The organism is Gilliamella sp. Bif1-4, assembly GCF_001690535.1.
GTDB lineage: Bacteria > Pseudomonadota > Gammaproteobacteria > Enterobacterales > Orbaceae > Gilliamella > Gilliamella bombi.
Genome location: NZ_LZHC01000016.1, coordinates 107,677 through 131,890 on the forward strand (window position 1 = coordinate 107,677; position 24,214 = coordinate 131,890).

19 protein-coding genes and 1 tRNA gene are annotated in these 24,214 nt (G+C 33.4%); 13 read left to right on the forward strand and 7 right to left on the reverse strand.

Translation table 11 applies throughout. The features are described from left to right. Nucleotides 1-37: 37 nt before the first annotated feature. Nucleotides 38-826 carry a type I methionyl aminopeptidase gene (map, locus tag A9G25_RS02575; protein WP_065625620.1) on the reverse strand — a complete coding sequence of 263 codons (789 nt, stop codon included), beginning with the start codon at nucleotides 824-826 and terminating at the stop codon, nucleotides 38-40. A gap of 220 nt (nucleotides 827-1,046) precedes the next feature. Here map and rlmC point away from each other — a divergent pair, with 220 nt between their 5' ends. From rlmC to A9G25_RS02590, 3 genes are all read left to right on the forward strand, one after another. Beyond that, nucleotides 1,047-2,189, forward strand: coding sequence for a 23S rRNA (uracil(747)-C(5))-methyltransferase RlmC (gene rlmC / locus A9G25_RS02580; RefSeq protein WP_065625621.1), 1,143 nt, complete (start codon nucleotides 1,047-1,049; stop codon nucleotides 2,187-2,189). A 253-nt stretch (nucleotides 2,190-2,442) separates the two neighbouring features. Next, nucleotides 2,443-4,011 (forward strand): glutamate--cysteine ligase, encoded by a 1,569-nt coding sequence (gshA, locus tag A9G25_RS02585; protein ID WP_065625622.1) that lies wholly within the window; start codon nucleotides 2,443-2,445, stop codon nucleotides 4,009-4,011. Then, entirely contained in the window at nucleotides 4,004-4,783 is a 780-nt protein-coding gene (locus A9G25_RS02590; protein ID WP_065625623.1) for an endonuclease/exonuclease/phosphatase family protein, read from the forward strand. Before gshA ends, A9G25_RS02590 begins: the two co-directional genes overlap by 8 nt. Here the strand turns inward: A9G25_RS02590 and A9G25_RS02595 are convergent. The 3 genes from A9G25_RS02595 to rnhA all read right to left on the reverse strand — a co-directional run bounded on the left by A9G25_RS02595 (nucleotide 4,764) and on the right by rnhA (nucleotide 7,326). Continuing rightward, nucleotides 4,764-5,999 carry a transglycosylase SLT domain-containing protein gene (locus A9G25_RS02595; protein WP_141674977.1) on the reverse strand — a complete coding sequence of 412 codons (1,236 nt, stop codon included), beginning with the start codon at nucleotides 5,997-5,999 and terminating at the stop codon, nucleotides 4,764-4,766. The genes A9G25_RS02590 and A9G25_RS02595 overlap by 20 nt on opposite strands. Nucleotides 6,000-6,039: 40 nt before the next feature. After that, complete coding sequence (gloB, locus tag A9G25_RS02600; protein ID WP_065625625.1) at nucleotides 6,040-6,768, reverse strand: hydroxyacylglutathione hydrolase; 729 nt, start codon at nucleotides 6,766-6,768, stop codon at nucleotides 6,040-6,042. 84 nt (nucleotides 6,769-6,852) lie between these two features. Then, the gene (gene rnhA / locus A9G25_RS02605) at nucleotides 6,853-7,326 is read right to left on the reverse strand and encodes a ribonuclease HI (RefSeq protein WP_065625626.1); all 474 of its coding nucleotides are present in this window, start codon (nucleotides 7,324-7,326) and stop codon (nucleotides 6,853-6,855) included. A gap of 180 nt (nucleotides 7,327-7,506) precedes the next feature. Between rnhA and dnaQ the strand changes: the two genes are divergently transcribed. The 3 genes from dnaQ (at nucleotide 7,507) to A9G25_RS13315 (ending at nucleotide 8,789) form a co-directional block, all read left to right on the forward strand. Beyond that, nucleotides 7,507-8,241, forward strand: coding sequence for a DNA polymerase III subunit epsilon (dnaQ, locus tag A9G25_RS02610; RefSeq protein ID WP_255306995.1), 735 nt, complete (start codon nucleotides 7,507-7,509; stop codon nucleotides 8,239-8,241). Between the two features lie 116 nt (nucleotides 8,242-8,357). Continuing rightward, nucleotides 8,358-8,434 (forward strand) — tRNA-Asp (locus A9G25_RS02615). A 94-nt stretch (nucleotides 8,435-8,528) separates the two neighbouring features. Then, nucleotides 8,529-8,789, forward strand: coding sequence for a YbaN family protein (locus A9G25_RS13315; protein ID WP_081297120.1), 261 nt, complete (start codon nucleotides 8,529-8,531; stop codon nucleotides 8,787-8,789). A gap of 182 nt (nucleotides 8,790-8,971) precedes the next feature. Here A9G25_RS13315 and A9G25_RS02625 read toward each other — a convergent pair whose 3' ends face one another. Next, nucleotides 8,972-10,024, reverse strand: a complete 1,053-nt coding sequence (locus A9G25_RS02625; RefSeq protein ID WP_065625627.1) for a dihydroorotate oxidase — start codon at nucleotides 10,022-10,024, stop codon at nucleotides 8,972-8,974. Nucleotides 10,025-10,546: 522 nt separating this feature from the next. Between A9G25_RS02625 and A9G25_RS02630 the strand changes: the two genes are divergently transcribed. The 4 genes from A9G25_RS02630 to A9G25_RS02650 all read left to right on the forward strand — a co-directional run bounded on the left by A9G25_RS02630 (nucleotide 10,547) and on the right by A9G25_RS02650 (nucleotide 17,496). Further along, on the forward strand, nucleotides 10,547-13,318 hold the full coding sequence (locus A9G25_RS02630; protein ID WP_065625628.1) for a flavocytochrome c: 2,772 nt from the start codon (nucleotides 10,547-10,549) through the stop codon (nucleotides 13,316-13,318). Nucleotides 13,319-13,347: 29 nt separating this feature from the next. Beyond that, entirely contained in the window at nucleotides 13,348-14,307 is a 960-nt protein-coding gene (locus A9G25_RS02635; RefSeq protein WP_065625629.1) for an FAD:protein FMN transferase, read from the forward strand. A gap of 261 nt (nucleotides 14,308-14,568) precedes the next feature. Continuing rightward, nucleotides 14,569-16,029, forward strand: coding sequence for a DASS family sodium-coupled anion symporter (locus tag A9G25_RS02640; protein ID WP_065625630.1), 1,461 nt, complete (start codon nucleotides 14,569-14,571; stop codon nucleotides 16,027-16,029). A 1,134-nt stretch (nucleotides 16,030-17,163) separates the two neighbouring features. Next, on the forward strand, nucleotides 17,164-17,496 hold the full coding sequence (locus A9G25_RS02650; RefSeq protein ID WP_065625632.1) for a DMT family transporter: 333 nt from the start codon (nucleotides 17,164-17,166) through the stop codon (nucleotides 17,494-17,496). 91 nt (nucleotides 17,497-17,587) lie between these two features. Here the strand turns inward: A9G25_RS02650 and priC are convergent, their stop codons facing one another. Both priC and yfbV read right to left on the reverse strand, forming a co-directional pair. Beyond that, entirely contained in the window at nucleotides 17,588-18,091 is a 504-nt protein-coding gene (priC, locus tag A9G25_RS02655; protein ID WP_065625633.1) for a primosomal replication protein PriC, read from the reverse strand. A gap of 5 nt (nucleotides 18,092-18,096) precedes the next feature. Continuing rightward, complete coding sequence (gene yfbV, locus A9G25_RS02660; protein WP_081297121.1) at nucleotides 18,097-18,579, reverse strand: terminus macrodomain insulation protein YfbV; 483 nt, start codon at nucleotides 18,577-18,579, stop codon at nucleotides 18,097-18,099. A 174-nt stretch (nucleotides 18,580-18,753) separates the two neighbouring features. Between yfbV and A9G25_RS02665 the strand changes: the two genes are divergently transcribed. The 3 genes from A9G25_RS02665 (at nucleotide 18,754) to guaA (ending at nucleotide 23,850) form a co-directional block, all read left to right on the forward strand. After that, nucleotides 18,754-19,959: an acetate kinase gene (locus A9G25_RS02665; RefSeq protein ID WP_065589139.1), complete on the forward strand. Its 1,206-nt coding sequence runs from the start codon at nucleotides 18,754-18,756 to the stop codon at nucleotides 19,957-19,959. 66 nt (nucleotides 19,960-20,025) lie between these two features. Beyond that, on the forward strand, nucleotides 20,026-22,176 hold the full coding sequence (gene pta, locus A9G25_RS02670) for a phosphate acetyltransferase (protein ID WP_065625635.1): 2,151 nt from the start codon (nucleotides 20,026-20,028) through the stop codon (nucleotides 22,174-22,176). A gap of 90 nt (nucleotides 22,177-22,266) precedes the next feature. Continuing rightward, entirely contained in the window at nucleotides 22,267-23,850 is a 1,584-nt protein-coding gene (gene guaA / locus A9G25_RS02675; RefSeq protein WP_065625636.1) for a glutamine-hydrolyzing GMP synthase, read from the forward strand. Nucleotides 23,851-24,214 lie beyond the last annotated feature (364 nt).

Below are 24,214 nucleotides of genomic sequence, written 5' to 3' on the forward strand. Positions count from 1 at the left end.
AGGATTCAACAATAAACTATTGTTGAATCCACTTTATTTAGTGTTCAATAATGCGAGGAAAATCTTCGTTACTGCGCAATGTTAAGACTTCAACGCCACTTTCAGTAACTAAAATGGTATGTTCATATTGTGCAGAAAGCCCATGATCTTTGGTTTTAACTGTCCAACCATCTTTCATCGTACGAGTACGCCAGTCACCAGTATTGACCATTGGTTCGATGGTAAAGGTCATTCCTGGTTTTAAAATTACACCGCCATCATCAGCGTCATAATGTAATACTTGTGGTTCGTCATGATAGACTTCCCCAATACCATGACCACAATATTCTCGGACTGAAGAAAAACCAAATTTATCGACATATTTTTGAATCGTTTTACCAATTTCCTTTAAACGAATGCCGGGTTTTATAATTTTAATCGCTTCGTAAAGGCTTTCTTGGGTGACTTGGCATAATTTTTCACCTGCGATAGTTGGTTTGCCAGCAATGTACATTCTAGAGGTATCGCCATGAAAACCATCTTTAATAACTGTCACATCAATATTTAGAATATCGCCATCTTTTAACTTTTTGTCAAAACTTGGGATACCATGGCAAACCACATCATTAATTGAAATACAACTAGTGTGTTGATAACCGTGATAACCTATATTAGCTGGAATAGCTTTTTGGATATTGACGATATGTTCATAACAGATCTTATCTAGTTCACCTGTAGTAATACCGGGTTTAACATAAGGCTCTATCATTTCTAAAACTTCAGCAGCAAGTTTGCCGGCTATACGCATTTTTTCGATTTCAGCAGGGGTTTTTAACTTTATAGACATTAATTTTTTCCTTTAATATTAATGGCAATATCCTATCATACAGCACTATTTCGTCAAATTATACCAGAGAATTAATTACACCTTTTTCTTCAAATCTTATAATTTTTTGTAAAAAAGTTTCAGGAAAATATATGTTTTAGTATAAAATTCAAAACTATTCTTATATTTGTTCGATATTCTGTATATAATTATACTCATTATAAAAAAGGCTTTAATCGCAATGCAATGTCACTTTTACCAACAAAAAAAGTGTTTATCTTGTCAATGGATAGAACATCCTTATCATGTACAACTGGCAGAAAAACAAAATAAGTTATTACAACAATTAACCCAATTTAAACCAAAAGAGGTTAAAGAACCTTTTGCGAGTCATGAAACCACTTTTCGTAATAAAGCAAAGATGGCAGTGTTAGGTAGTGTTGAAAAGCCCGTTTTAGGAATACAAACGGGGAGTGAGGTGGTCGATTTGTGCGATTGCCCTCTTTACTCAAACAGTATGCAAAATACCCTAAAGCTTGTTCGAACTTTCATTCGTAAACAAGGACTTGTCCCTTATAATATTAATAAGCGTAAAGGGGAGCTGAAATTTGTTATAATTACTGAAAGTAAAACTGAGGGTCCGAGCAACTTTATGCTACGATTTGTTTTAAAATCACACAAGTTTGTTGGTAAAATAAATAATTCTATTAAACAATTACAAGATAAAATTCAAAACTTAGACGTAATCTCGATAAATATTCAACCAAATCATGCGGCTATTTTAGAAGGTGAAGAAGAAATAGTCTTAACTGATAATTCATTTCTTCCGATAACTTTAAATAACACTCCTCTTTTTATTAAACCTAAAAGCTTTTTTCAAACAAACCCATATGTTGCCAGCAACCTTTATAAAACAGCAAGTGACTGGGTCACAGATTTACCTATTCATTCTATTTGGGATATGTTTTGTGGGGTAGGCGGTTTTGGGTTAAGTTGTGTTAACCTTATTACTGAGAAAAATATTCACCTTACAGGAATTGAAATTAATTCAGACGCAATTGAGTGTGCAACCAAATCAGCAAAAAAGTTAGGTTTTAAACAATTAAACTTCAAAGCATTTGACGCAACACAATACGCTACAGCTCAAAAAAATGTACCTGATTTAATTTTACTAAATCCCCCAAGACGTGGGGCAGGTAAAGTACTTATGCAGTATTTGAAACAAATGGCACCTAATTATATTATGTATTCAAGTTGTAACTTATTTTCATTGGTTGATGATTTAATGCTACTGTCAAATTATCAAATCCAAAAAGTACAATTATTTGACATGTTTCCGCATACTTCACATATGGAAGTATTAGTTTTATTGCAACGATTATAAATAAAATAGATTTATGATAAATATTATATGTGCTATTTCCTATCCATGAAATAGCTGTTATTTTTTAAAAGCTGCCATGTATTTAAGATCAAATTATTTGCAATAAAAATAGTAAATTATAGTTTTTAGGATTGCTATATTACGACGTATAATGTTAATTTATTCCAAGTGTTGTCATAAATTAGCCCATCACATAATATTAAATTATGTTAATATAAATATTAAATAACTACATTTTAAGGAAGCGCAAAATATGATTCCTGATGTCTCAAAAGCACTTAGTTGGTTAGAAAAACACTACACCATTTTACAAGGTATTCAACGTGGTATTGAACGAGAAACTTTACGTATTTTACCTGATGGATCATTGTCAAAAACGCCATTTCCTTCAAAAATTGGTGCAGCGTTAACCCACCCTTGGATAACAACTGATTTTGCCGAATCAATGTTAGAATTTATCACGCCAGTTAATACCAATATTGATTATATGTTAACGTTTTTGCGCGACTTGCATCGTTATGCTAGCGTAAATATTGGTGATGAAATGATGTGGCCTTTAAGTATGCCTTGTTTTGTTGCAAACGAAAAAGATATTATTCTTGCTCAATATGGTACTTCTAATGAAGGCCGCTTTAAAACGATTTATCGTGAAGGGTTGAAAAACCGCTATGGTGCAATGATGCAGACTATTTCAGGTGTTCACTATAATTTTTCACTACCAACCGCATTTTGGCAGGCAAGAGAAGGGGTTAAAAATAGCGAAGAAGGTAAAGCTGTAATTTCTGAAGGTTATTTTACCTTAATACGAAATTATTATCGTTTTGGTTGGATTATTCCTTATTTATTTGGTGCATCGCCATCAATGTGTTCTTCATTTATTCAAGATCCAGTTAAAGCACAAGCCTTTATTGAACAAACAAATGGCAATTGCTATTTGCCTTATGCAACTTCTTTAAGATTAAGTGATATTGGATACACCAATAATGCTCAAAAACAGCTTGGTATTACTTTTAACCATTTGGATACATATGTTGAGGGGCTAAAACGTGCAACGCGCACAGAGTCTGTAGATTTTGCTAAGTTGGGAATTAAAGCTGATGGCCATTATTGCCAATTAAATGATAATGTATTACAAATTGAAAATGAGTTTTACGCACCTATTCGACCTAAACGAGTACCAATGGCAGGGGAATCTCCATCGGATGCACTTTTGCGTGGTGGTATTGAGTATATTGAAGTAAGAGCATTAGATGTTAATCCATTTTCGCCAATAGGAATTACTGAAGATCAAATACGTTTTATAGATCTATTTTTAATTTGGTGTGCACTAGCTCCAGCACCTGAAATGAGCAGTAAAGAACTTGAATGTGCTAAATTAAATTGGAATAAAGTCATAATAGAAGGGAGAAAACCAGGACTTGAGATCGGTATCGGCTGTGAAAGCAATCGAGAACCATTATCTAAAGTTGGTCACGAATTATTTAAAGATCTGTTACGTGTTGCTGATGTTTTAGATCATCAAGATGATATGCAGCGTTATCGTAATGTTTGTGAACGTCTAGATTTAATGTTTGATCAACCAGAATTAACGTTATCAGCAAGAACGTTGCAAGCAATAAGTGATTTAGGTACAGCAGAATTTGGTTTAGCTTTAGCAAATCAATATAAAAAACAACTTATGGTAGAACCTTTAGCATTATTAACCGAAGGTGATTTTGTACAACAACGCCATTTATCTATTGAGAAACAGATAAAGAAAGAGCAAGGAGATACTTTATCTTTTGATGAATATTTGAAAAAATTGAACGCCAAAAATGTTTAAAAAGCGCTGTTATACTTTACGATATCAGGCAGATAACAAAGTTGAGTTGGTTTTACCTAATCAATCAGTAGTAGTTAATAGGCCATTAATTGATCAAACATCGTTTTCTATTTTAGTTTGGAATATTTTTAAACTAAAAAGGGCTGATTGCATTGATATACTCAAAAACTATGTTGATAAGACTAAACTTATTTTATTACAAGAAGCTCAAACAACATCGCCATTACTTAATTTTATTTCACAGCACAATAAAATTGCAGATCATGTTCCAGCATATTGTTTTAATGATATTTATGCTGGAGTCATGACAATTTCTGATTCTTTACCAACTTCACTCTCCTCTTTTAGAGAAAAAGAACCATTAATCCGTGTCTCTAAATCTGCTTTAATTACTATTTATCCTATTAGCAATTCCAAACAACAGTTATTAGTTGCTAATATTCATGCTGTAAATTTTAGTATTGGTGTAAAAGTTTACCGCCAGCAAATACACATGCTATTAAATCATATAAAAGAGCATACTGGTCCAGTGATTTTGGCGGGGGATTTTAATGCATGGAGTCGGCAACGATTAAATTTGTTGTATCATTTTGTTCGTTCAATAGAACTTAAGCCGGTTAATTTTTCAGTAGATGTTCGAAAGAGATTTATGGGCAGACCGCTTGATTTTGTTTTTTATCGAGGATTACAACTTAATGAGGCTGAAATTATTAGCACAACCGCATCAGATCATAATCCTTTATTAGTGAATTTTAGATTGGATTCGCGTTGACAAGATTAATTGTTAACATATCACCTTCTTGAACTCTAGAATTTTTTAGATTATTCCATTGCAAGATATCGGTAATTTTTACACGATAATTTTGAGCTATAGAGTAGAGGCTATCTCCTGCTTTAACAAGATAGACAATCTTTTTTACATTTTTAGAAAAACTATCCTTACTCACTATACTGTTATTTTGAATAAAACTTGTTCTAAATTCAAACGCCATATTAGAACGAGGAGTATCTTGTAAAAGTTCTGTAATTTCATTCACAACAAGGTTTTCTGCTTGTAGTTTTTTGAATAAACTTTTAGCATGAGCATAAGGAACAAGCAAATGGAAAGGACCGTTTACTGTTTGTTGCACATATCCAGCATTATAAGTAGCTAACTCATCAAGTGATAGTTCTGAGTATTTAGCAATTTTAGCTAGAGAAATATTCTTAGATATATCAATTCTAACGAGTGAATTTTCATAATTACAATCGGGTAATTTAATTCCATATCGTTTATTATTCTTAACAATATCAATAATTGCTAAAATTTTAGGCACATAGTGCATAGTTTCTGTTGGTAAGTCTAACGACCAATAATTAATTGGTAAACCTTTAGCCTGATTTTTCTCAATGGCTTTTCTTACTCGACCTTCACCTGCATTATAAGCAGCCAAAGTTAATAGCCAATCACCATCAAAACGTTTATTTAAATTTTGTAAAAGTGAAATAGCTGAATTAGTAGATGCAATTAAATCTCGACGAGCATCAAATGAACTACTTCGTTGTAGTCCATACTCTTTAGCAGTAACAGGAACAAATTGCCATAATCCTGCAGCTTGAGCAGATGATGTAGCAAGTGGGTCATAAGCGCTTTCAATAAGAGGAATTAAAGCTAGCTCCGTAGGTAAGTTATTTTTATGAAGCTGATTAATTATGTAATAAACATAAGGCTCTGAGCGTAAGGCAACGGCTTCAAAACCTTTAGGATTACGTAATAATCGTTCTCTTTCTGCGTTAACTCGACTATTTTCTGGAACATTTGCTTCAATCTGATTCAGCATATATTGCCATGGATTCTGAGTAATAGATACATAATTACTGGAACTATTTGTATTATTAGCTGTGTTTTTTGAATACTTTATTCTAACAACAGGATTATATCGTGGTCCATGATGCTGACATGCGATTAAAAACAAACATAACGCTGTAAATATTAATAATTTTTTCATTAGTCCGTAAATTTTACCTAAATTAAGTTTAGTATTATACCTAAAAAATGTCTTTTTGGCTTCTAAAAAAAACAAACAATTCTAATTCATTATTAATTTTGAACTTATTTTGTAATTTATTTTCATGACATCGCAAAAATAAATTAATTTTTTTTTCGTCAGATAAATTAGACGGTAATGTTGTTGATTTATTAGAAATCGAATCTAAATAGCTTTTGATATTTTTGTCATCGGGCAGTATTTGGGATGCGAATGCTAAATTTGATAAAGTATATTCATGACCTGCACAGATTAAAGTATCATTAGGCAGTTGTTTTAAATGTTCTAACGAGTTTGACATTTGTTCATGAGTACCTTCAAAAATCCTTCCACAACCAGCTGAAAATAAAGTATCTCCAGAAAATAAATAGGGCCGGCAATAATATGCCAAATGACCAAGAGTGTGCCCTGGTACTTCTATAACATCAAAACTAAAATCACCAATACAGACTTCATCTTGTTTAATAAGATAATTAATTGGTAAATTGATTTCACTTGGACCGTAAACATCAATATCTTGGTATCGAGCTTTTAATTGGTTTACTCCTCCAGTGTGATCAATATGGTGATGAGTAAGTAAAATTCCAAGGGGCACTAATTTATGCTTATTAATATAATTAATAACAGGTTCAGCTTCACCAGGATCGATAATTATGGCTTGGTTACTTGCATTGGTTAGTATCCAAATATAATTATCCTTTAAGGATGCAATGCTATGTAGTTTATACATTTTAAATTTTACCGTTAATTATAAATTATGTCGTTAAAAGCAAATAAATTTTTTAAAATTGAATAAAAATATTTAATTAATACATTAACCATTTATACATTGTTCAAATATAGTATCTTGTAGTGTAGGGGATTGAGCTTGTGTTTTAGCTATAATGTCACAACGCTCGTTTTCAATATGCCCTGCATGACCCTTTACCCAAATCCACTCAATCTTATGAATATGTACTAACTCATCTAGTCTTCTCCATAAGTCGACATTTTTTACTGGTTGTTTGTTGGCTGTCTTCCAACCATTTTTTTTCCAACCGTGTATCCAATTGATGATTCCATTTCGCAAATATTGACTATCAGAATATAACTCAATTTGACAAGGCTGCTTTAATTGTTCTAAAGCAACAATTGCAGCTAATAATTCCATACGATTATTTGTAGTTTTAAAAAAACCTTCTGATAATATTTTTTCGGTTGTTTTATATTTTAAAATTGCAGCATAACCACCAGGACCGGGGTTTCCAAGGCAAGAGCCATCAGTATATATTTCAATTTTTTTTAACATCTTTTTAATTTCATTTATGACTATGTTAAATTTTTTATTAATTTATTTACTTTAATTCTGTAAGTTAAGTAAATAAAAGACTATATTAATTTCTGAATGTATCAACTTTAAGGGATTTTGGTGCTAGACTATACCATTAAATAAAAGTTTTTCCCAACGATTGATATAAAAGAGAAGAAAGTGATTCATAATTCTACACGACAAATTGTATTAGATACTGAAACGACAGGTATGAACCAAGAAGGTAATAATCATTATGAAGGACATAAGATTATTGAAATTGGCGCCGTCGAAATTATTAATCGACGATTAACTGGTAACCATTTTCATGTTTACATAAACCCCGAACGCTTAATTGATGAAGATGCATTTAAAGTGCATGGAATCAGTGATGATTTTGTTAAAGATAAACCTATTTTTAAAAATGTTGCTCACGATTTTATTAAATTTATAGATGGTGCCGAGTTAATTATCCATAATGCATCATTTGACGTAGGTTTTATGGATTATGAATTTCGTCTTTGTGGGCTAGATTTTAAAACAGCTGATCATTGTATTATTACTGATACTTTAGCTATGGCAAGGCGTTTATTTCCAGGTAAACGTAATAATTTAGATGTGTTATGTGAACGCTATCAGATAGATAATTCCCACCGAACATTGCATGGTGCATTATTAGATGCTGAGATTTTAGCTGAAGTTTATTTAGCAATGACAGGTGGACAAACAACATTGTCTTTTAGTTCAGAAGATAATAACTCATCTTTATCCGAATCTAATTCGATAAAAAGAGTAGAACGTAATGGTGTGCCTTTGAAAGTAATCAAAGCCACAGGACATGAGCTTTCTGAACATGAGATTATTTTAAAAAAAATTGACAAAAAAAGTGGGAGAGCATTGTGGAATATAAATTAATGATTGTTTTGTATTCAATCGATCGCATATTTTAAAAATTTTATTGACGAGAATAAAAATAATATTTAATATCACGTCTACTTTAACGTTATAACGTTAAAACTATCAAGTAAAGCGGAGCGGTAGTTCAGTTGGTTAGAATACCTGCCTGTCACGCAGGGGGTCGCGGGTTCGAGCCCCGTCCGTTCCGCCAATTCAAATTTTCTAATTACACTTTTATACTATTATTAACATCGCAATACTAGTATTAAGCTGAATGCTGAAACCTTTCTGAGTTACATTTAATAATGTTTAAAAAATGGCTTTTTATAATTATAGGTAGTGTTTCATTTGTATTGGGAACAATTGGTATCTTCATGCCACTTCTACCGACAGTGCCTTTTTATTTATTAACGGCCTATCTTTGGTTCAATAGCTCAGATCGCCTTTATAGCTATTTTACTAATAGTCATTACTATCAAACTTATATACAAAAATTGCTTCTTGAAAAGAAAGCAACAAAAACAAGTTTGTTTAAAATGTTAGCAATGGTCTTAATTGTACTGTGAATACCTTTTATTTTTATTCATTCCTTACATGTGCGAATTATTTTAATTATCGTTTTTTTAGCTCATATTGTTTTTGGATTTTATTATTTTAGGAAAAAGTAAGAATGTAGTAGAGTATATTACCAGTAAAAAATTACAGGGTAGTTACCCTGTAACATTTGTGAGCCTAGCTGTAAATATTTTTATTTAAGGTTTTTCTTAATTTCTATAGCAAGCATAGGGTTCCACATGGCACCCGTAGCACTCATGACCGCATCAGCGCCATTATCAATAAAATGACGATAATGTTCACTAGAACTAACACCACCAACACCTACAATAGCAAATTTTAGCTCCATTTCTTTTCGATATTTAGCTAATCTGCTCACCATATCTAAACCAGCCCAACGAATTGCATCGCCACAGACACCGCCTTCTTTTCTATTTTCACCTAAGGCAGGATTACCTTTAGCATCAACTGGTTTAGCGGACAGTGTGTTAATTGCACTTAAGCCGTCGATAATAGAACCGACACGAGTCAATAAAGAAACGATCCTTTCATCATCAGGGAAATAGGCTAGTTTTAAAATAAGTGGACGATCAGGAACAGCTGTTTTAATAGCGTTAACAATTCGTTCGACTTTATCTATATCAAAGCAAAGTAGTTTACTTGCTCCTTCGTTTGGGCAACTTAAATTTGCTTCAAGAATAGGCGCATTGGTTTCTCTAACTAATTTTGCAGCTAAAGCATAATCATTTTCTATTTCTTCATTGCTTTGCGTCCCCTGAAAACTACCAATTACATACTGCCCATGACCTGCAGATTTTACTGCATCAGCCATATCTGGTTGCCAAATATCTGGAGAAAAAGAAGGAACCCCAAAAGAGTTGGTAATTGATAGAGGTTGATTGTAAGCAGTATCAGCTAATACTGTATCTAAATTACACGATAATTTACCTTTAGGATGAACTGATAATACATTCGGTAATGGATGACATTTATGTAGTTTTGTTCGAACTGTTTTATATACGCATAAATCAAATCCATAGGCAAATGCAGCTTTGATGTAGTTTGCATTTAATAAAGGACCCGCTGGTATACCAAATGGTAAATTAACGTCATGATTTAAAAATTTTGAAGATTTTGTTGGGATTTGCTCAGCTTTATTTAATTGTGTAAAAAGTCCAAATGGTCCTTGAGCATAATTATCTTCGTAGCTTATAGAAGGATTATAAAAAGGTGTTAAATATTCCATACTATCTCCTGATCATGCATGTTCTTAAAGTGAAGTTGGGTATTAAGTTGTAATAAAAATAAAATGAATAAGGTTTTATAGCCAAAAAAAAATCCCCCATAAGGAGGATTAAGAAATAGCAACAATAGAAAGTAAAAAGATGGGGTTGATTCAGAACTGCCAATTGGAATTAAAGACATCAAGTTATTCTCTATTGTGTAAATTTGTACACATTTTATCTGAATAAAATTAAAGTTCAATATAAAAAATAGAAAAATATTTAACTAAATGAAAAGGTTATAGTATTTTTTTCTAGATTTTTGATTGTAAATACGACAATATAATCTCTCTAAAATACCAAAAATAAGCATGATCTTATCCTATGTATCGTAATAATTTTATAATTGCTTAATAACACTAAAAAAATTTCTGTCTAAAAAATGATACTTGTTGTTATTAATGTAGATAATCCATGTGGAGAGTAACTATTGTTAATGTTATCATAATTAAAAAGTTTAAATACTAGTGAGTAGGTATATAGAAATGAAAAATGATCATATTTTTAGTCCGATAACTCTACCTAATGGCGTTGAACTAAAAAATCGTATAATGATGGCCCCAATGACCACTTGTTCTGGTTTTTATGATGGTTCAGTTACTCAAGATCTAATCGAATATTATCGTGTACGATCTGGTGAAATAGGGACAATTATTGTTGAATGTGGATTTGTTGATAATAGAGGATTAGCTTTTCCTGGTGCAATTGGTTTAGATAGTGATGACAAAATTGAAGGATTAGCAAAGATTGCGAAGGCAATCAAAGAAAAAGGCTCCAAAGCAGTGATTCAAGTTTACCATGGAGGGCGAATGGTTGAACCAAAATTAATTGGTGGACAATCGCCTGTGGGACCAAGTGCAATAGCAGCACCACGCCCTGGTGCAGCAACACCAGTAGCACTAAGCGCTGATGAAGTAGATGAAATGATCGATAAATTTGGTCAAGCAGTGCGACGCGCTATCCAAGCTGGATTTGATGGTGTTGAAATTCATGGTGCAAATACTTACCTTATTCAGCAATTCTATTCACCAAATTCAAATCAACGAGATGATAAGTGGGGGGGAAGTCGTGATAATCGTACTCAATTCCCTTTAGCTGTCTTAGATATCACTCATAGTATGGTAAAACAATATGCATCTCCAGAGTTCATCGTTGGTTATCGTTTTTCTCCAGAAGAATTAGAAATCCCAGGCATTCGTTTTGATGATACAATGTATTTGCTTGAAAAATTGGCCCAAAAAGGGCTTGATTATGTCCATTTCTCAATGGGAACAACGCTTAGATCGTCGATTGTTGATACTCAAGATCCGACACCATTAATTAAAAAATTTGTTGCGATGCGTTCACCAATTTTATCACAAATTCCTGTTGTAGGGGTCGGTAATGTTGTTAATCAAAGTGATTTGGATAGTGCCATCGACAATGGCTATGATTTAGTTGCGGTTGGTCGAGCTTGCATTGCTTATCCTGATTGGGTTAGTCGCATAAAGAAAGGTGAAAAACTAGAGCTATTTATAAATAGTGATAAACGTGAAGATCTGAATATCCCAGAACCTCTATGGCATTTTTCTCTTGTTGAAAGTTTAATTCGTGATGTGAATCTTAATATTAAAAAATTCAAACCGGGGAGTTATCAAGAAAAAGTTAATGACGAATCTTACGAATTCCTTATTAATGTGGAATTAGCTAAAGATTTCATAAAAGATATGGAATTGGTAAATGCTAAAGAGTTTGATAATAATGTTCTAGATAATTTTTCGATCATTAAAAATAGAATTATTGATTCAAATAGCCCTCATGTTGATACCATTTCTGGCGCAACAACCCAATGCGAAGCCTTCAAAAAAGCTGTGACCAAAGCAATAGCCAAATCTAACAAAGAAGCGATTCTTGCGGAAGGTGGTGATCCTAATGACCAATCTTTTGATGTTGTGGTTGTTGGTAGTGGTGGTGCTGGGCTTACTGCTGCGATCCAAGCTCATGATCTTGGTGCAAATGTAGTTATTGTTGAACAAATGTCTGTAATTGGCGGTAATACCAATAAAGCTTCAGCTGGTATGAATGCGGCAGAAACCAAATTCCAAAAACTCAAAAGTATTACAGATAGTAAAGAACTCTTTTATAACGAAACGATGACAGGCGGAAAAAATAAAAATAACCCTGATTTATTACATTATTTTGTTGAAAATGCACCAAATGCCATTGATTGGTTAGATGAAAATGGTATTGAATTAAGTGGTATTACAACAACTGGTGGAATGAGTATTGATCGAACTCACCGCCCTGAAAGTGGTGCTGCAGTAGGTGGTTTCTTAATTAGTGGCCTAGTTAAAAACATCAATAAGCGTGGTATTGATGTTATGCTTGATACTGTAGTTACTGAAATTATGACAGAAAATAATAAAGTGGTTGGTGTTAAAGTTTCAGAAGAAGATGGCTCAAATCACGTAATAAAAACAAAAGTAGTTATTATTGCAACTGGTGGGTTTAGTGCCAATACCACAATGGTTGAAAAATATCGACCCGATCTAAAAGGTTTTGTCACTACTAACCACAAAGGTGCTACTGGTTCTGGCATTATGTTATTGGAAAAACTTGGTGCAGGAACCGTTGATATGGGAGAGATTCAAATCCACCCAACGGTTGAACAAACAACATCTTATTTAATATCTGAATCGATTCGAGGTGGAGGCGCAATACTTGTATCACAAAATGGTCAACGATTCGTTAATGAACTTGATACAAGGGATAAAGTTTCAGCTGAGATTATAAAATTACCTGAGCACTATGCTTATATCTTATTTGATCAGCAAGTCCGTAATGAAAACAAAGCAGTGGAAGAATATGTTTCAAATGAACTTGTATCACAAGCAAATACCATTGAAGAATTAGCACAAAAATTATCAATTGATACTAATACATTAACTAAAACTGTAAAGCGTTATAATCAGTTTGCTATTACCAAACAAGACGAGGATTTTGGTCGAACAACAGGTATACGTCATCCAATAGAAAAAGGTCCTTTCTATGCAATAAAGATCGCACCGGGCGTTCACCATACCATGGGTGGAGTGACAATCAACACCCAAACACAAGTCCTAGATGCTAATAAAAATATCATCCAAGGAGTCTTTGCCGCAGGCGAAGTCGTTGGCGGTGTACATGGTGCTAACCGTATTGGTGGCAATGCTGTTGCAGATATCATTATTTTTGGTAGACAAGCGGGTAAAAAGGCTGCTGATTATATAAAAAATTAAATTATTACAACTAGCTGAGCTTGTTTAATATGGTATGTTCGAGATATGAATATTCTCAAACTTTAATGGGAACAACGGTTTCATTAACCCTTTTAGAGCCTAATGAAGCCGTTGCACACACTGTTTTTCAAATTATAAAAATGCTTGAGGATAAATTGACTGTTAACCGGCTATTTTCAGAAGTTATGTCAATTAATTTAGCTGCGGGTAAACATCCAGTGACAGTGAGTCGACCTATTTTTTCCCTAATTGAACAAGCTCAAAATGTCAGTCTTTATTTCAATAGTTGCTTTAATTTTGCTATTGGTCCATTAGTTAAGCTTTGGAAGATTGGTTTCCAAGGTTATCAAGTACCATCTGCTGAATTAATAAAACAACAACTATTGTTAATTGATCCTAAAAATGTCGAACTTGATACAAACACACATTCCGTTTTTTTAAAAAAAACTGGAATGGAAATTGATTTAGGTGCAATTGCTAAAGGGTATGTTGCTGATATCGTCAAATTGGTTTTACTCGAAAATCAAGTGTATCAAGGTATTATTAACTTAGGTGGAAATGTATTAACTTTAGGTGAGTGTTTAACAGAACAAAGTGGCTATTGGAATATAGGATTAAGAAAACCGTTTTCAACTAGTGATGAGCTGTCTGGGGTTATTAAAGTTAAAAATAAATCAGTTGTGACATCGGGAATTTATGAACGCTTTTTTATGCAAAATAATAAACTTTATCATCACATATTTAATCCCAAAACAGGCTATCCGTTGGACAACGAACTTGAAAGTGTGACAATAATTTCAGATTCTTCATTAGAAGGCGATATTTATTCGACTGTTTTTTATGGATGGGGGATTGAGAAAAGTACGGCGTATTTGCGAAAGAATCAAAATTTATCAGCCATATTTTTGTTAAAAAATAAAACCATAGCATTAATAAATCCTGATAACTTTAGTTTTCAAAAAAACGATACTCAATATACAATAAAATAGATTGATTATTCAATTTGCTATAAATGCGATTTTAGTTAACGATATAATTTTATTGGTTTTTTATGAGTTCTGTTTTTGTGTAAATGACTTAATATATAAGTATTTTTACTAAAAACATTCAGATATGTTATTGATTTTATTAAAGTTTTTTAGTCATCCAAACATGAATAATTATAAATAATAGCCCAAAAAGAATAGTATTATTGTAACTGAATTAGATCTTATAAATTAAATAATATTTAAGTTAAAAAGGAAAATATTATGAGCATAGTAAAGAAACCACCAGTAAAATGGTTGCCACTTATCATTATTGTGGTAATTTCAGCCATATTTTGGTTGTTTGCATCGCCACCTGAAGGTATTAGCCAAGAAGGTTGGCAAACCAGTATTATTTTTGTGGCTACTATTGCCTGTATTGTGGCCGAAATAATGCCAATTGGCGCAATTGGCCTATTAACGATTACTGTTTTTGCTGTATTGAGACCATCTGGTGCAATAACAGCGACTGAGTCAATAAAAATCTCGTTAAGCGAATTAAATAGTAGTCTTATTTGGTTAATTGTTATTGCCTTTATGATCGCTCGTGGTTTTATCAAAACAGGTTTAAGTAAACGTATAGCCTATTATCTTGTTAAAATTTTGGGTAAAAATACCTTAGGACTTGCTTATGGTTTATCCGTTACTGATATTGCATTGGCACCAGCTATTCCAAGTACAACAGCACGTGCTGGTGGTGTTATTTATCCAATAGCGGAAGCACTAGCAATCAATTTTAAATCCAACCCTAAAGATGAATCAAGAAACCGCATAGGTACTTTTTTAATGCTAACTATTAGCCATGTAAATGATATCACCTCGGCAATGTTTCTAACGGCATTTACAGGAAATTTATTAGCCGCTAAATTAGTTACAACATCACTAGGTATTACATTAGGGTGGGGGCAATGGTTTGTTGCAGCAATTGCGCCATGTTTAGTTTCTTTCGTTGTGATACCTTTGGTAATTTACTTTCTGACTAACCCAGAATTAAAAAGAACACCGGAAGCGCCCAAATTGGCAGCTGAAGAATTAAAGAAAATGGGGGTAATTACTGTTAAAGAAATCATTATGGGCGTTACTGTTGTACTTTTGTTAACGCTTTGGATTTTTGGTAAAAACTTCGGTATTGATTCAACAACTACTGCGTTTATTGGTTTAACTATTTTGATCTTAACTGGTGTATTAAGCTGGGATGATATAAAAGGAGAAAAAGCTGCCTGGGATACATTAATTTGGTTTGCGGCATTACTTATGATGGCGGGGCAAGTTAATAAACTTGGTGTAACAAAATGGTTAGGGGACACAATAGGTGGAGCTGTACAAGGTCATTTAGGTGAAAGTAGTTGGGTATTAGTATTAGTTATTTTATGTGTTGCCTATGTTTATTTACATTATTTCTTTGCAAGTGGAAATGCTCATATTGCTGCATTATTTCCCGTTTTCTTATCGATCGCTATTGCCTTAGGCGTACCAACTCTAACTGCAATTTTTGCGTTGGTTATTTGTACCAACTACTTTGGATCAATTACCCAGTTTGCCAATGCTCGAAATCCACTATTATTTGCCGAAGGTTTTGTGCCAGTAAAAACTTGGTGGAAAGTTGGGTTTATTTGTAGTGTTGTAAATCTAATTATCGTATTTACTGTTGGAATTTTATGGTGGAAGATAATAGGTCTGGATTAATGGTTATGTAACTATCCTCTAAAATAATACATATTCCACCTTGAATCATTAAAAAAGTTATTGGTACTGTGAATTTTAATCAATAAATTTTATAAGTGATGGTAGTAGAAATTAACGTCATTTCAGAATGTTCAATGTAATAAAATGGCTTTAATTGTGAAGTGTTAGGTATTGATATTGTGGTCAGCTTACCAATAATTATCCGCTATTTGGACAAGCTGACTAAATATCATGGTCATCTAGTAAAAATATGAGTAGAGAAAAAAGAGACTATTTACTTAGTGAGATAATATTTCCCTTGATATGGCAAGAACAGTTGTGAAATTTGATGCATCAGTACGAATATCAACTCCATTTAATTCATCATTTTTAAATTGAAAATTTGAGGATAACATGCAAATAATTAAAAAATTATGTGATGACCTTAATTTGCCATATGGCCATCGATTTACTCAGGATTAAGCTTATGAGTTACCAGATCAATATAGAACAAAATATTGGTTAAATAAATATATTTTTGCATATTTATATAATGGATATTCTTCAATAGAAAAAAAAGAATTAATGATTTTATCTCTTGATGTTTGTAACGATTTAATTTCTTCGGGATTAAACCCTAATGATAAAGTTATTCAAAAGGTTTTAAATATTCTTTTTAACAATTATAAGAATTATGAGGATTTAATTAATTACTGGGCATTAGATAGTGCACCATTAACAGATTGTTTTACATTAACACCTATAATAAGAAAATTAAAATATCAAATTATTTATAGCATTACTAAATTTTTTGTGCAGTATAAAATTTATTGGCACTACAAAGCGCCTTATTTTTAGGTATAATAATGGCTATTATATAGAATAGTGGAGTTGGTTTGATATGCATTTTTATTAATAATTAATAATTTATTTTTTAAAATGGAAACCTAAGCTATCATAAAGCTTTTCCTTTTCAAGCGTTAATAGCTATCTATCTTTACCTCTTCATCACAATTAATGATATTAAAATAAAGCAAAACAAAACTATATTTTTTATTTATCAATGTTTAACAGTTAATTAGAGATTGATTGCTATAAAATTTCAACATTAATTTTAGATAACTAGCTTCTTATTTAACGATTATAGGTATTAGGATGAACTCATATTTATTACTTTTTTTTGCAATTATTTGTGAAGTTATTGCAACTTCTTCATTAAAACTATCTGATGGATTTACCAATCTTATCTATTCCATCATTACCATTGTGGGCTATAGCGCTTCGTTTTATTTACTCTCATTAGCACTAAAAACTATTCCCGTAGGTATTGCTTATGCTATCTGGTCTGGAATTGGAATTGTATTGATAAGCTTAATTGCATGGATTTTTCTAAAACAAACTTTAGATTTTGCAGCTTTAGTTGGCATGGGGTTTATTATGTTTGGTGTTGTGATTATTAATTTATTTTCAAAAGTATCAGGGCATTGATTAATCGTAAATTAACTATAAGAAAAATTCAAATAAAACTGTCCAATAAAATGAATGAGATCAGATTAAAATTAGGAAAGTATAAAATTTATTAATCGATATCATTCTCAATTTCAAATTCAATCTTTTTAATTGCTTGTTCACAGCGATAAATTCGATTATCAAGTGCAGCTATTTTGCTTTGATTGATAACTTCAGGTGATAGTTCTAGCTCGTATTTCATTTCTTGTAGTCGGCGTAAGTAATCTAAATGACGCATGTGCTTTTGTGCTAAGGTTTCTTCAATAATATGTTTAGGTTCTTTCTTGCGCAAGTCATGAGTGGCTAGTTCGCGTGTTAGAGCTGTAATTTGGTTGACTAATGTGTCGGATAAAAATGTGATTTGTTCAATTTTTTCTGATTTAATATTGGCAACTAATGCGTGATAGGTTTGTTTTATTTTTTCAAGGTAAAACGTTTTGTCTGTCACAATTTTATTGGTTTGAAATAGTTGCTCATCAAAATAGGGCTCTTGAAACCGCTGTTCGTTTACCAAATTGATCTGTTGTTCTAATTGATCAATTTGATTTTGTAGTGTTGTAAGTAAATCTGCCATTGTTGTTAGTCTTTATAATAAGGTGAGGAATCATCATTTTGCCCAAAATAATCACCTAAGTGCAATTTGGCTAAATTTATAATGTTCATAAATGCTTCAAATGTTAGCTTATTGTCGTCTGTGCTATTTTCAGCGATAATTTTTTTAGCAATCAACTTTAATTTTAATTGATTATAACAGTCAATTAAGTTAAGCGGTAAGGGTGATAGAGCACGTTTTCCTAACCAAAATATTCCTTGTAAGGGCATGCTTAAGGTGAATAGTATGGTTATTATTGTTACAGCAATTTGTGCTGGCATGAAATATTGCCAAAGGAGCAAGCCAATAATGATAGGAGGCAAGTATTTATTTGCGGTTTTTATGTGGTTAATAATTTTTAATTCAGGAAATGAATGTGTTAGTTGTTTGTCCATTGGGCAAAGCTTCATATACCTATGTCCGGCTTTAAATGTGGTTATTAAATTCATATTATTGTGATTCCTCGACATTCACTTCTTATTGTCTTAAAATAGTGTCCATTCAAATTGGGGACTCTCTCTATTTTATCTCAAAAAGCAAGATATCAGAAGTCACCTTAGCGTAGTCGCATTGATTTTAAATCATGTGTAAAGTTACCAATTTTGATTGGTATATGTCTTTTTATTCAATTTATAGGAATTACTATGTCATCAAGTAATAACGCTCTTGTTCTTAATTGCGGAAGTTCATCATTAAAATTTGCCATTATAAACCCTGAAAATGGTGATGAGTTTTTATCTGGTTTAGCTGAATGTTTTCATCTTCCTGATGCTCGTATTAAGTGGAAGCTTGATGGTGTTAAGAACGAAGCGTCTTTAGGGGCTGGCGCAGCACACAGTGAAGCAATTCGTTTTATTGTTAATAGCATCTTCCCACAAAAACCAGAATTATTAGATAGCATTAAATCGATTGGTCATCGTATTGTTCATGGTGGCGAAAAATACACCCAGTCAGTTGTTATCGATGATTCAGTATTAAAAGGAATCGAAGAAGCATCTGCTTTTGCACCGTTACATAATCCTGCACATTTAATCGGTATTCGTGAAGCATTTGCAGCGTTCCCGCACCTAAAAACTAAAAACGTTGCTGTTTTTGATACTGCATTCCATACAACAATGCCAAAAGAAGCTTATCTATATGCTCTTCCAAACGAACTTTATACTAAACACGGTGTTCGTCGTTATGGTGCGCATGGCACTAGCCATTATTATGTTAGTCGCGAAGCTGCTAAATTATTAAATAAACCAGTTGACCAAACTAATGTTATTACTTGTCATTTAGGTAATGGCGCATCAATTACAGCTGTTAAAAATGGTAAATGTGTTGAAACTTCAATGGGTTTAACTCCGCTTGAAGGCTTGGTGATGGGTACACGTAGTGGTGATATCGATCCAGCGATTATGTTCTTCTTACATGATAACTTAAAAATGTCTGTTGCTGATATTAATAACCTTTTAAACAAAAAATCTGGTTTATTAGGTTTGACTGGTGTGAGCAGTGATTGCCGTTATGTAACCGATAATTACGATAAAGACGAAAATGCTAAAAATGCTTTAGATGTTTTTGTTCATCGCTTAGTAAAATATATCGGTGGTTATGCTATGCTTTTAGATGGTCGTTTAGATGCTATAGTATTTACTGGTGGTATCGGTGAAAACTCAGAAGAAGTGCGTCGTATGGCATTACAAAAATTAGGTATTCTTGGTTTTGAACTTGATCAAGAACGTAACCTTGCAGCTCGTTTTGGTAAGGGTGGCAAAATTACTAAAGATGGTTCAGCTATTGCGATGGTTATTCCAACCAATGAAGAACTTGTCATTGCTCAAGATGCTGCGCGTCTAACTGCTTAATAAATATTCAAAACCGCCTAAATGGCGGTTTGTTTTTATACAATAAAGATTTAAGAGGTAATAATTATGTCTCGTACAATTATGCTCATCCCAACTGGCACTAATGTCGGGTTAACAGGTGTGAGTCTGGGCGTTATTCGAGCTATGGAGCGTCAAGGTATTAATTTAAATGTGTTTAAACCTGTCGCGCAACCAAGAGCTGGTGGCGATGCGCCAGATAATACCACAACCCTAGTGAGCAACAATACATCAATTCCAACACTAAAACCGCTTAAAATGAGCCATGTTGAAAACCTATTAGGTTTAAATCAACAAGATGTGTTAATGGAAGAAATCGTTGCCCTTTATGCCGAAAATACTAAAGGAGCTGATGTTGTTTTAGTTGAAGGTATTGTGCCAACATCTGATTATCCTTTTGCTAATGAACTTAATAATAATATTGCTAAAACTCTTGGCGCCGAAATTATTTTTGTAGTTAATATGGGCAAAGATACGCCAGAACAACTTAGAGATCGTATTGAAATTGCTCGTTCTAACTTTGGTGGTATTAAAAATGATAAAATCGTTGGTGTGATTGTTAATAAAGTTAATGCGCCAGTTGAAGAGCAGAATCTTGCTCGTCCTGATGTTGCTGAAATTTATCATACACCTAAATTTGACGATAAAAAAATTACTATCGATGATTTAAATGCACACAGTCCATTGCCTGTTCTTGGTTGTATTCCTTGGAATATTGATCTAAGTGCTTGTCGTGCTATAGATATTGCTAAGCATTTTGATGCAAAAATAATTAACGAAGGTTGTATTAAAAATCGTCGTATTAAACATGTGTCTTTCTGTTCTCGCAGTGTACCAAATATTATTAACCACCTACAACCAAATGCACTTTTAGTGACTTCTGCTGATCGTGCTGATGTGCTAGTTACTATCAGTTTAGCGGCAATGAATGGTGTGGCAATTGGTGGTGTACTTCTAACTGGTGGTTATGAAATCGACGATAAAGTTGCAAAATTATGCCAACCAGCTTTTGATACTGGTTTACCTGTATTTACGGTTAAAACCAACACTTTTCAGACATCGATCAGTCTACAACAATTTAATTTAGAAATTCCTGCTGACGATAAAGAACGTATGGAAAACACCCAAAATTATGTAGCTGATCATATTGATGCTAAATGGATTAAATCATTAAATGAAGTAGTGAATTCTGCACGTCGCTTGTCTCCTCCTGCATTCCGTTATCAATTAACTGAACTTGCACGTAATGCGAAAAAAGTAGTGGTACTACCAGAAGGTGACGAACCAAGAACAGTTAAAGCAGCAGCAATTTGTGCTGAACGTAACATTGCAAAATGTGTTCTTATTGGTAATCCTGACGAAGTGCGTAAAGTTGCCGCTTCACAAGGCGTGACTTTAGGTCAAGGAGTAGAGATCGTTGATCCTGAAAATATCCGTGAAAAATATGTTCCTCGCCTAGTTGAATTACGTAAAAACAAAGGGATGACTGAAGTTATTGCTCGTGAGCAATTGGCTGATAATGTTGTATTGGGCACCATGATGCTTGAAGCTAATGAAGTCGATGGCTTAGTATCAGGTGCAGTGCATACAACTGCTAATACTATTCGACCACCGTTACAATTAATTAAAACTGCACCAGGTAGTTCCCTTGTTTCATCGGTATTCTTTATGTTAATGCCTGATCAAGTATATATTTATGGTGACTGTGCAATTAATCCAGATCCAAACGCACAAGAGTTAGCCGAAATTGCCATTCAGTCAGCTGATACAGCAATTGCCTTTGGTATTGAACCACGTGTTGCGATGATCTCCTACTCGACAGGTAGTTCTGGTCAAGGAGCTGATGTTGAAAAAGTGAAAGAAGCAACTCGCATTGCTCAAGAAAAACGTCCAGATCTAATGATTGACGGCCCATTACAATATGATGCAGCGGTAATGCCTGATGTAGCTAAATCGAAGGCACCTAATTCACAAGTTGCAGGTAGAGCTACTGTGTTTATCTTCCCTGATCTTAATACGGGCAATACTACTTATAAAGCAGTACAACGTTCAGCGGATCTTGTTTCGATTGGTCCTATGCTACAAGGTATGCGTAAACCTGTGAATGATTTGTCTCGTGGTGCATTAGTTGACGATATTGTCTACACTATTGCATTAACCGCAATTCAATCAGCACAAGAACAAAACGCTGCAAAATAAGTTTAAGCAAGGCGTTCTAACTACAAATAAGAGGTGATACAATATCGCCTCTTATTTTTTATATTATTTCATACCTTAGGAATAAAATTGATGAAAAAAGACATCCACCAACAGCGCATATTAATCCTCGATTTTGGTTCACAAGTTACTCAATTAATTGCTCGACGTATTCGTGAAATTGGTGTGTACTGTGAACTTTGGCCGTGGGATGTATCAGAAGAGAAAATCAAACAATTTAATCCTAAAGGTATTATTTTATCAGGTGGCCCTGAAAGTACCACCGATGCTAATAGTCCTCGTGCTCCCGAGTATGTTTTTAATGCTGGCGTACCTGTTTTGGGTATTTGTTATGGCATGCAGACTATGGCAATTCAAGTTGGTAAGGGCGGTCAAGTCACTGGCTCTAACCAACGTGAATTTGGTTATGCTAAAGTGGATCTTGTAGGATCGTCAAAATTAACTGATGGTATTTGGGATAGCACAAGCGAACAAGGCGTTAATCAACTTGATGTTTGGATGAGCCACGGTGATAAAGTAACAACCTTGCCTGATAGTTTTACACTGATTGGCCGTACTGAAACTTGCCCATTTGCTATTATGGCTAATGACGAAAAACAATTTTATGGCGTTCAATTCCACCCAGAAGTTACTCACACTGTTAAAGGTTTAGATTTATTGCAACGTTTTGTGATTGATATTTGTCACTGCGAAAAACTTTGGACACCATCTTCAATTATTACCGATGCTATTGCTCGAATTAAAAAACAAGTTGGTAATGACAAAGTATTACTTGGTTTATCAGGAGGGGTTGATTCTTCTGTTACAGCATTGTTATTACACCAAGCTATCGGTGATCAATTAACTTGCGTATTTGTCGATCATGGTTTGTTACGCTTGAACGAAGCACAACAAGTTATGGATATGTTTGGTAATAAATTTGGCTTAAATATCATCGCCATAAATGCCGAAGACCGCTTTTTAGCTGCACTAAAAGGTGAAGCAGATCCTGAAGCAAAACGTAAAATTGTCGGGCGTGAATTTGTTGCTGTATTTGATGAAGAGGCGGCAAAATTAAAAGATGTAAAATGGTTAGCTCAAGGTACTATCTATCCAGATGTTATTGAATCGGCTGCTGCTGATACTGGAAAAGCCCATGTAATTAAATCACACCATAATGTAGGTGGATTACCAGAAGATATGAAAATGGGCTTAGTTGAGCCACTGCGCGAATTATTTAAAGATGAAGTCCGTAAAGTTGGTTTAGAACTTGGTTTACCTTATGGCATGCTTTACCGCCACCCATTCCCTGGTCCAGGTCTTGGAGTGCGTGTACTTGGTGAGGTTAAAAAAGAGTATTGCGACTTGTTACGTCAAGCTGATGCTATTTTTATTGAAGAACTTTATAAAGCTGATCTATACCACAAAGTAAGTCAAGCCTTTACTGTGTTCTTACCTGTTCGTTCAGTAGGTGTGATGGGGGATGGTCGTAAATATGATTGGGTTGTATCCTTGCGTGCAGTTGAAACCATCGATTTTATGACGGCTCATTGGGCTCAGTTACCTTATGACTTCCTAGGACGAGTTTCAAATCGAATTATCAACGAAGTCAATGGTATTTCTCGTGTCGTATATGATATAAGCGGAAAGCCACCAGCGACTATTGAATGGGAATAATTGTAATTAATATCATATGATCTTATATTGTCTCTTTTCCAAAATTTAAGCCTTGTTTATAAAGGCTTTTTAGCCTCATTTAATCCCACTTAAACTTAACTTTTTTAGCGGTATCTTTAATCAGAAATAAATACGTTAACAAAAACTAAGTTTAAATTAGTAAAACTAAAGGGAAAAATAAAAATTCCATTTTGATTCTATGTTGCATTTTCTAAAATTGGGATAAAATCTTTTTTCAAATTAGGTATTTGATAAAGTACTATCAACAATCGCAAAACAAACAAATACCACATAAATAATATTTATCAAATTTTAACATAGACATTTAACCTGATTTACTTTAACATTTGTTGTGTAAATTTTG

Coding starts and splice junctions, on each gene's coding strand:
- map (WP_065625620.1), bottom strand. CDS start 826: ATGTCTATAAAGTTAAAAACCCCTGCTGAAATCGAAAAAATGCGTATA.
- rlmC (WP_065625621.1), top strand. CDS start 1,047: ATGCAATGTCACTTTTACCAACAAAAAAAGTGTTTATCTTGTCAATGG.
- gshA (WP_065625622.1), top strand. CDS start 2,443: ATGATTCCTGATGTCTCAAAAGCACTTAGTTGGTTAGAAAAACACTAC.
- A9G25_RS02590 (WP_065625623.1), top strand. CDS start 4,004: ATGTTTAAAAAGCGCTGTTATACTTTACGATATCAGGCAGATAACAAA.
- A9G25_RS02595 (WP_141674977.1), bottom strand. CDS start 5,999: ATGAAAAAATTATTAATATTTACAGCGTTATGTTTGTTTTTAATCGCA.
- gloB (WP_065625625.1), bottom strand. CDS start 6,768: ATGTATAAACTACATAGCATTGCATCCTTAAAGGATAATTATATTTGG.
- rnhA (WP_065625626.1), bottom strand. CDS start 7,326: ATGTTAAAAAAAATTGAAATATATACTGATGGCTCTTGCCTTGGAAAC.
- A9G25_RS13315 (WP_081297120.1), top strand. CDS start 8,529: ATGTTTAAAAAATGGCTTTTTATAATTATAGGTAGTGTTTCATTTGTA.
- A9G25_RS02625 (WP_065625627.1), bottom strand. CDS start 10,024: ATGGAATATTTAACACCTTTTTATAATCCTTCTATAAGCTACGAAGAT.
- A9G25_RS02630 (WP_065625628.1), top strand. CDS start 10,547: ATGAAAAATGATCATATTTTTAGTCCGATAACTCTACCTAATGGCGTT.
- A9G25_RS02635 (WP_065625629.1), top strand. CDS start 13,348: ATGGTATGTTCGAGATATGAATATTCTCAAACTTTAATGGGAACAACG.
- A9G25_RS02640 (WP_065625630.1), top strand. CDS start 14,569: ATGAGCATAGTAAAGAAACCACCAGTAAAATGGTTGCCACTTATCATT.
- A9G25_RS02650 (WP_065625632.1), top strand. CDS start 17,164: ATGAACTCATATTTATTACTTTTTTTTGCAATTATTTGTGAAGTTATT.
- priC (WP_065625633.1), bottom strand. CDS start 18,091: ATGGCAGATTTACTTACAACACTACAAAATCAAATTGATCAATTAGAA.
- yfbV (WP_081297121.1), bottom strand. CDS start 18,579: ATGTCGAGGAATCACAATAATATGAATTTAATAACCACATTTAAAGCC.
- A9G25_RS02665 (WP_065589139.1), top strand. CDS start 18,754: ATGTCATCAAGTAATAACGCTCTTGTTCTTAATTGCGGAAGTTCATCA.
- pta (WP_065625635.1), top strand. CDS start 20,026: ATGTCTCGTACAATTATGCTCATCCCAACTGGCACTAATGTCGGGTTA.
- guaA (WP_065625636.1), top strand. CDS start 22,267: ATGAAAAAAGACATCCACCAACAGCGCATATTAATCCTCGATTTTGGT.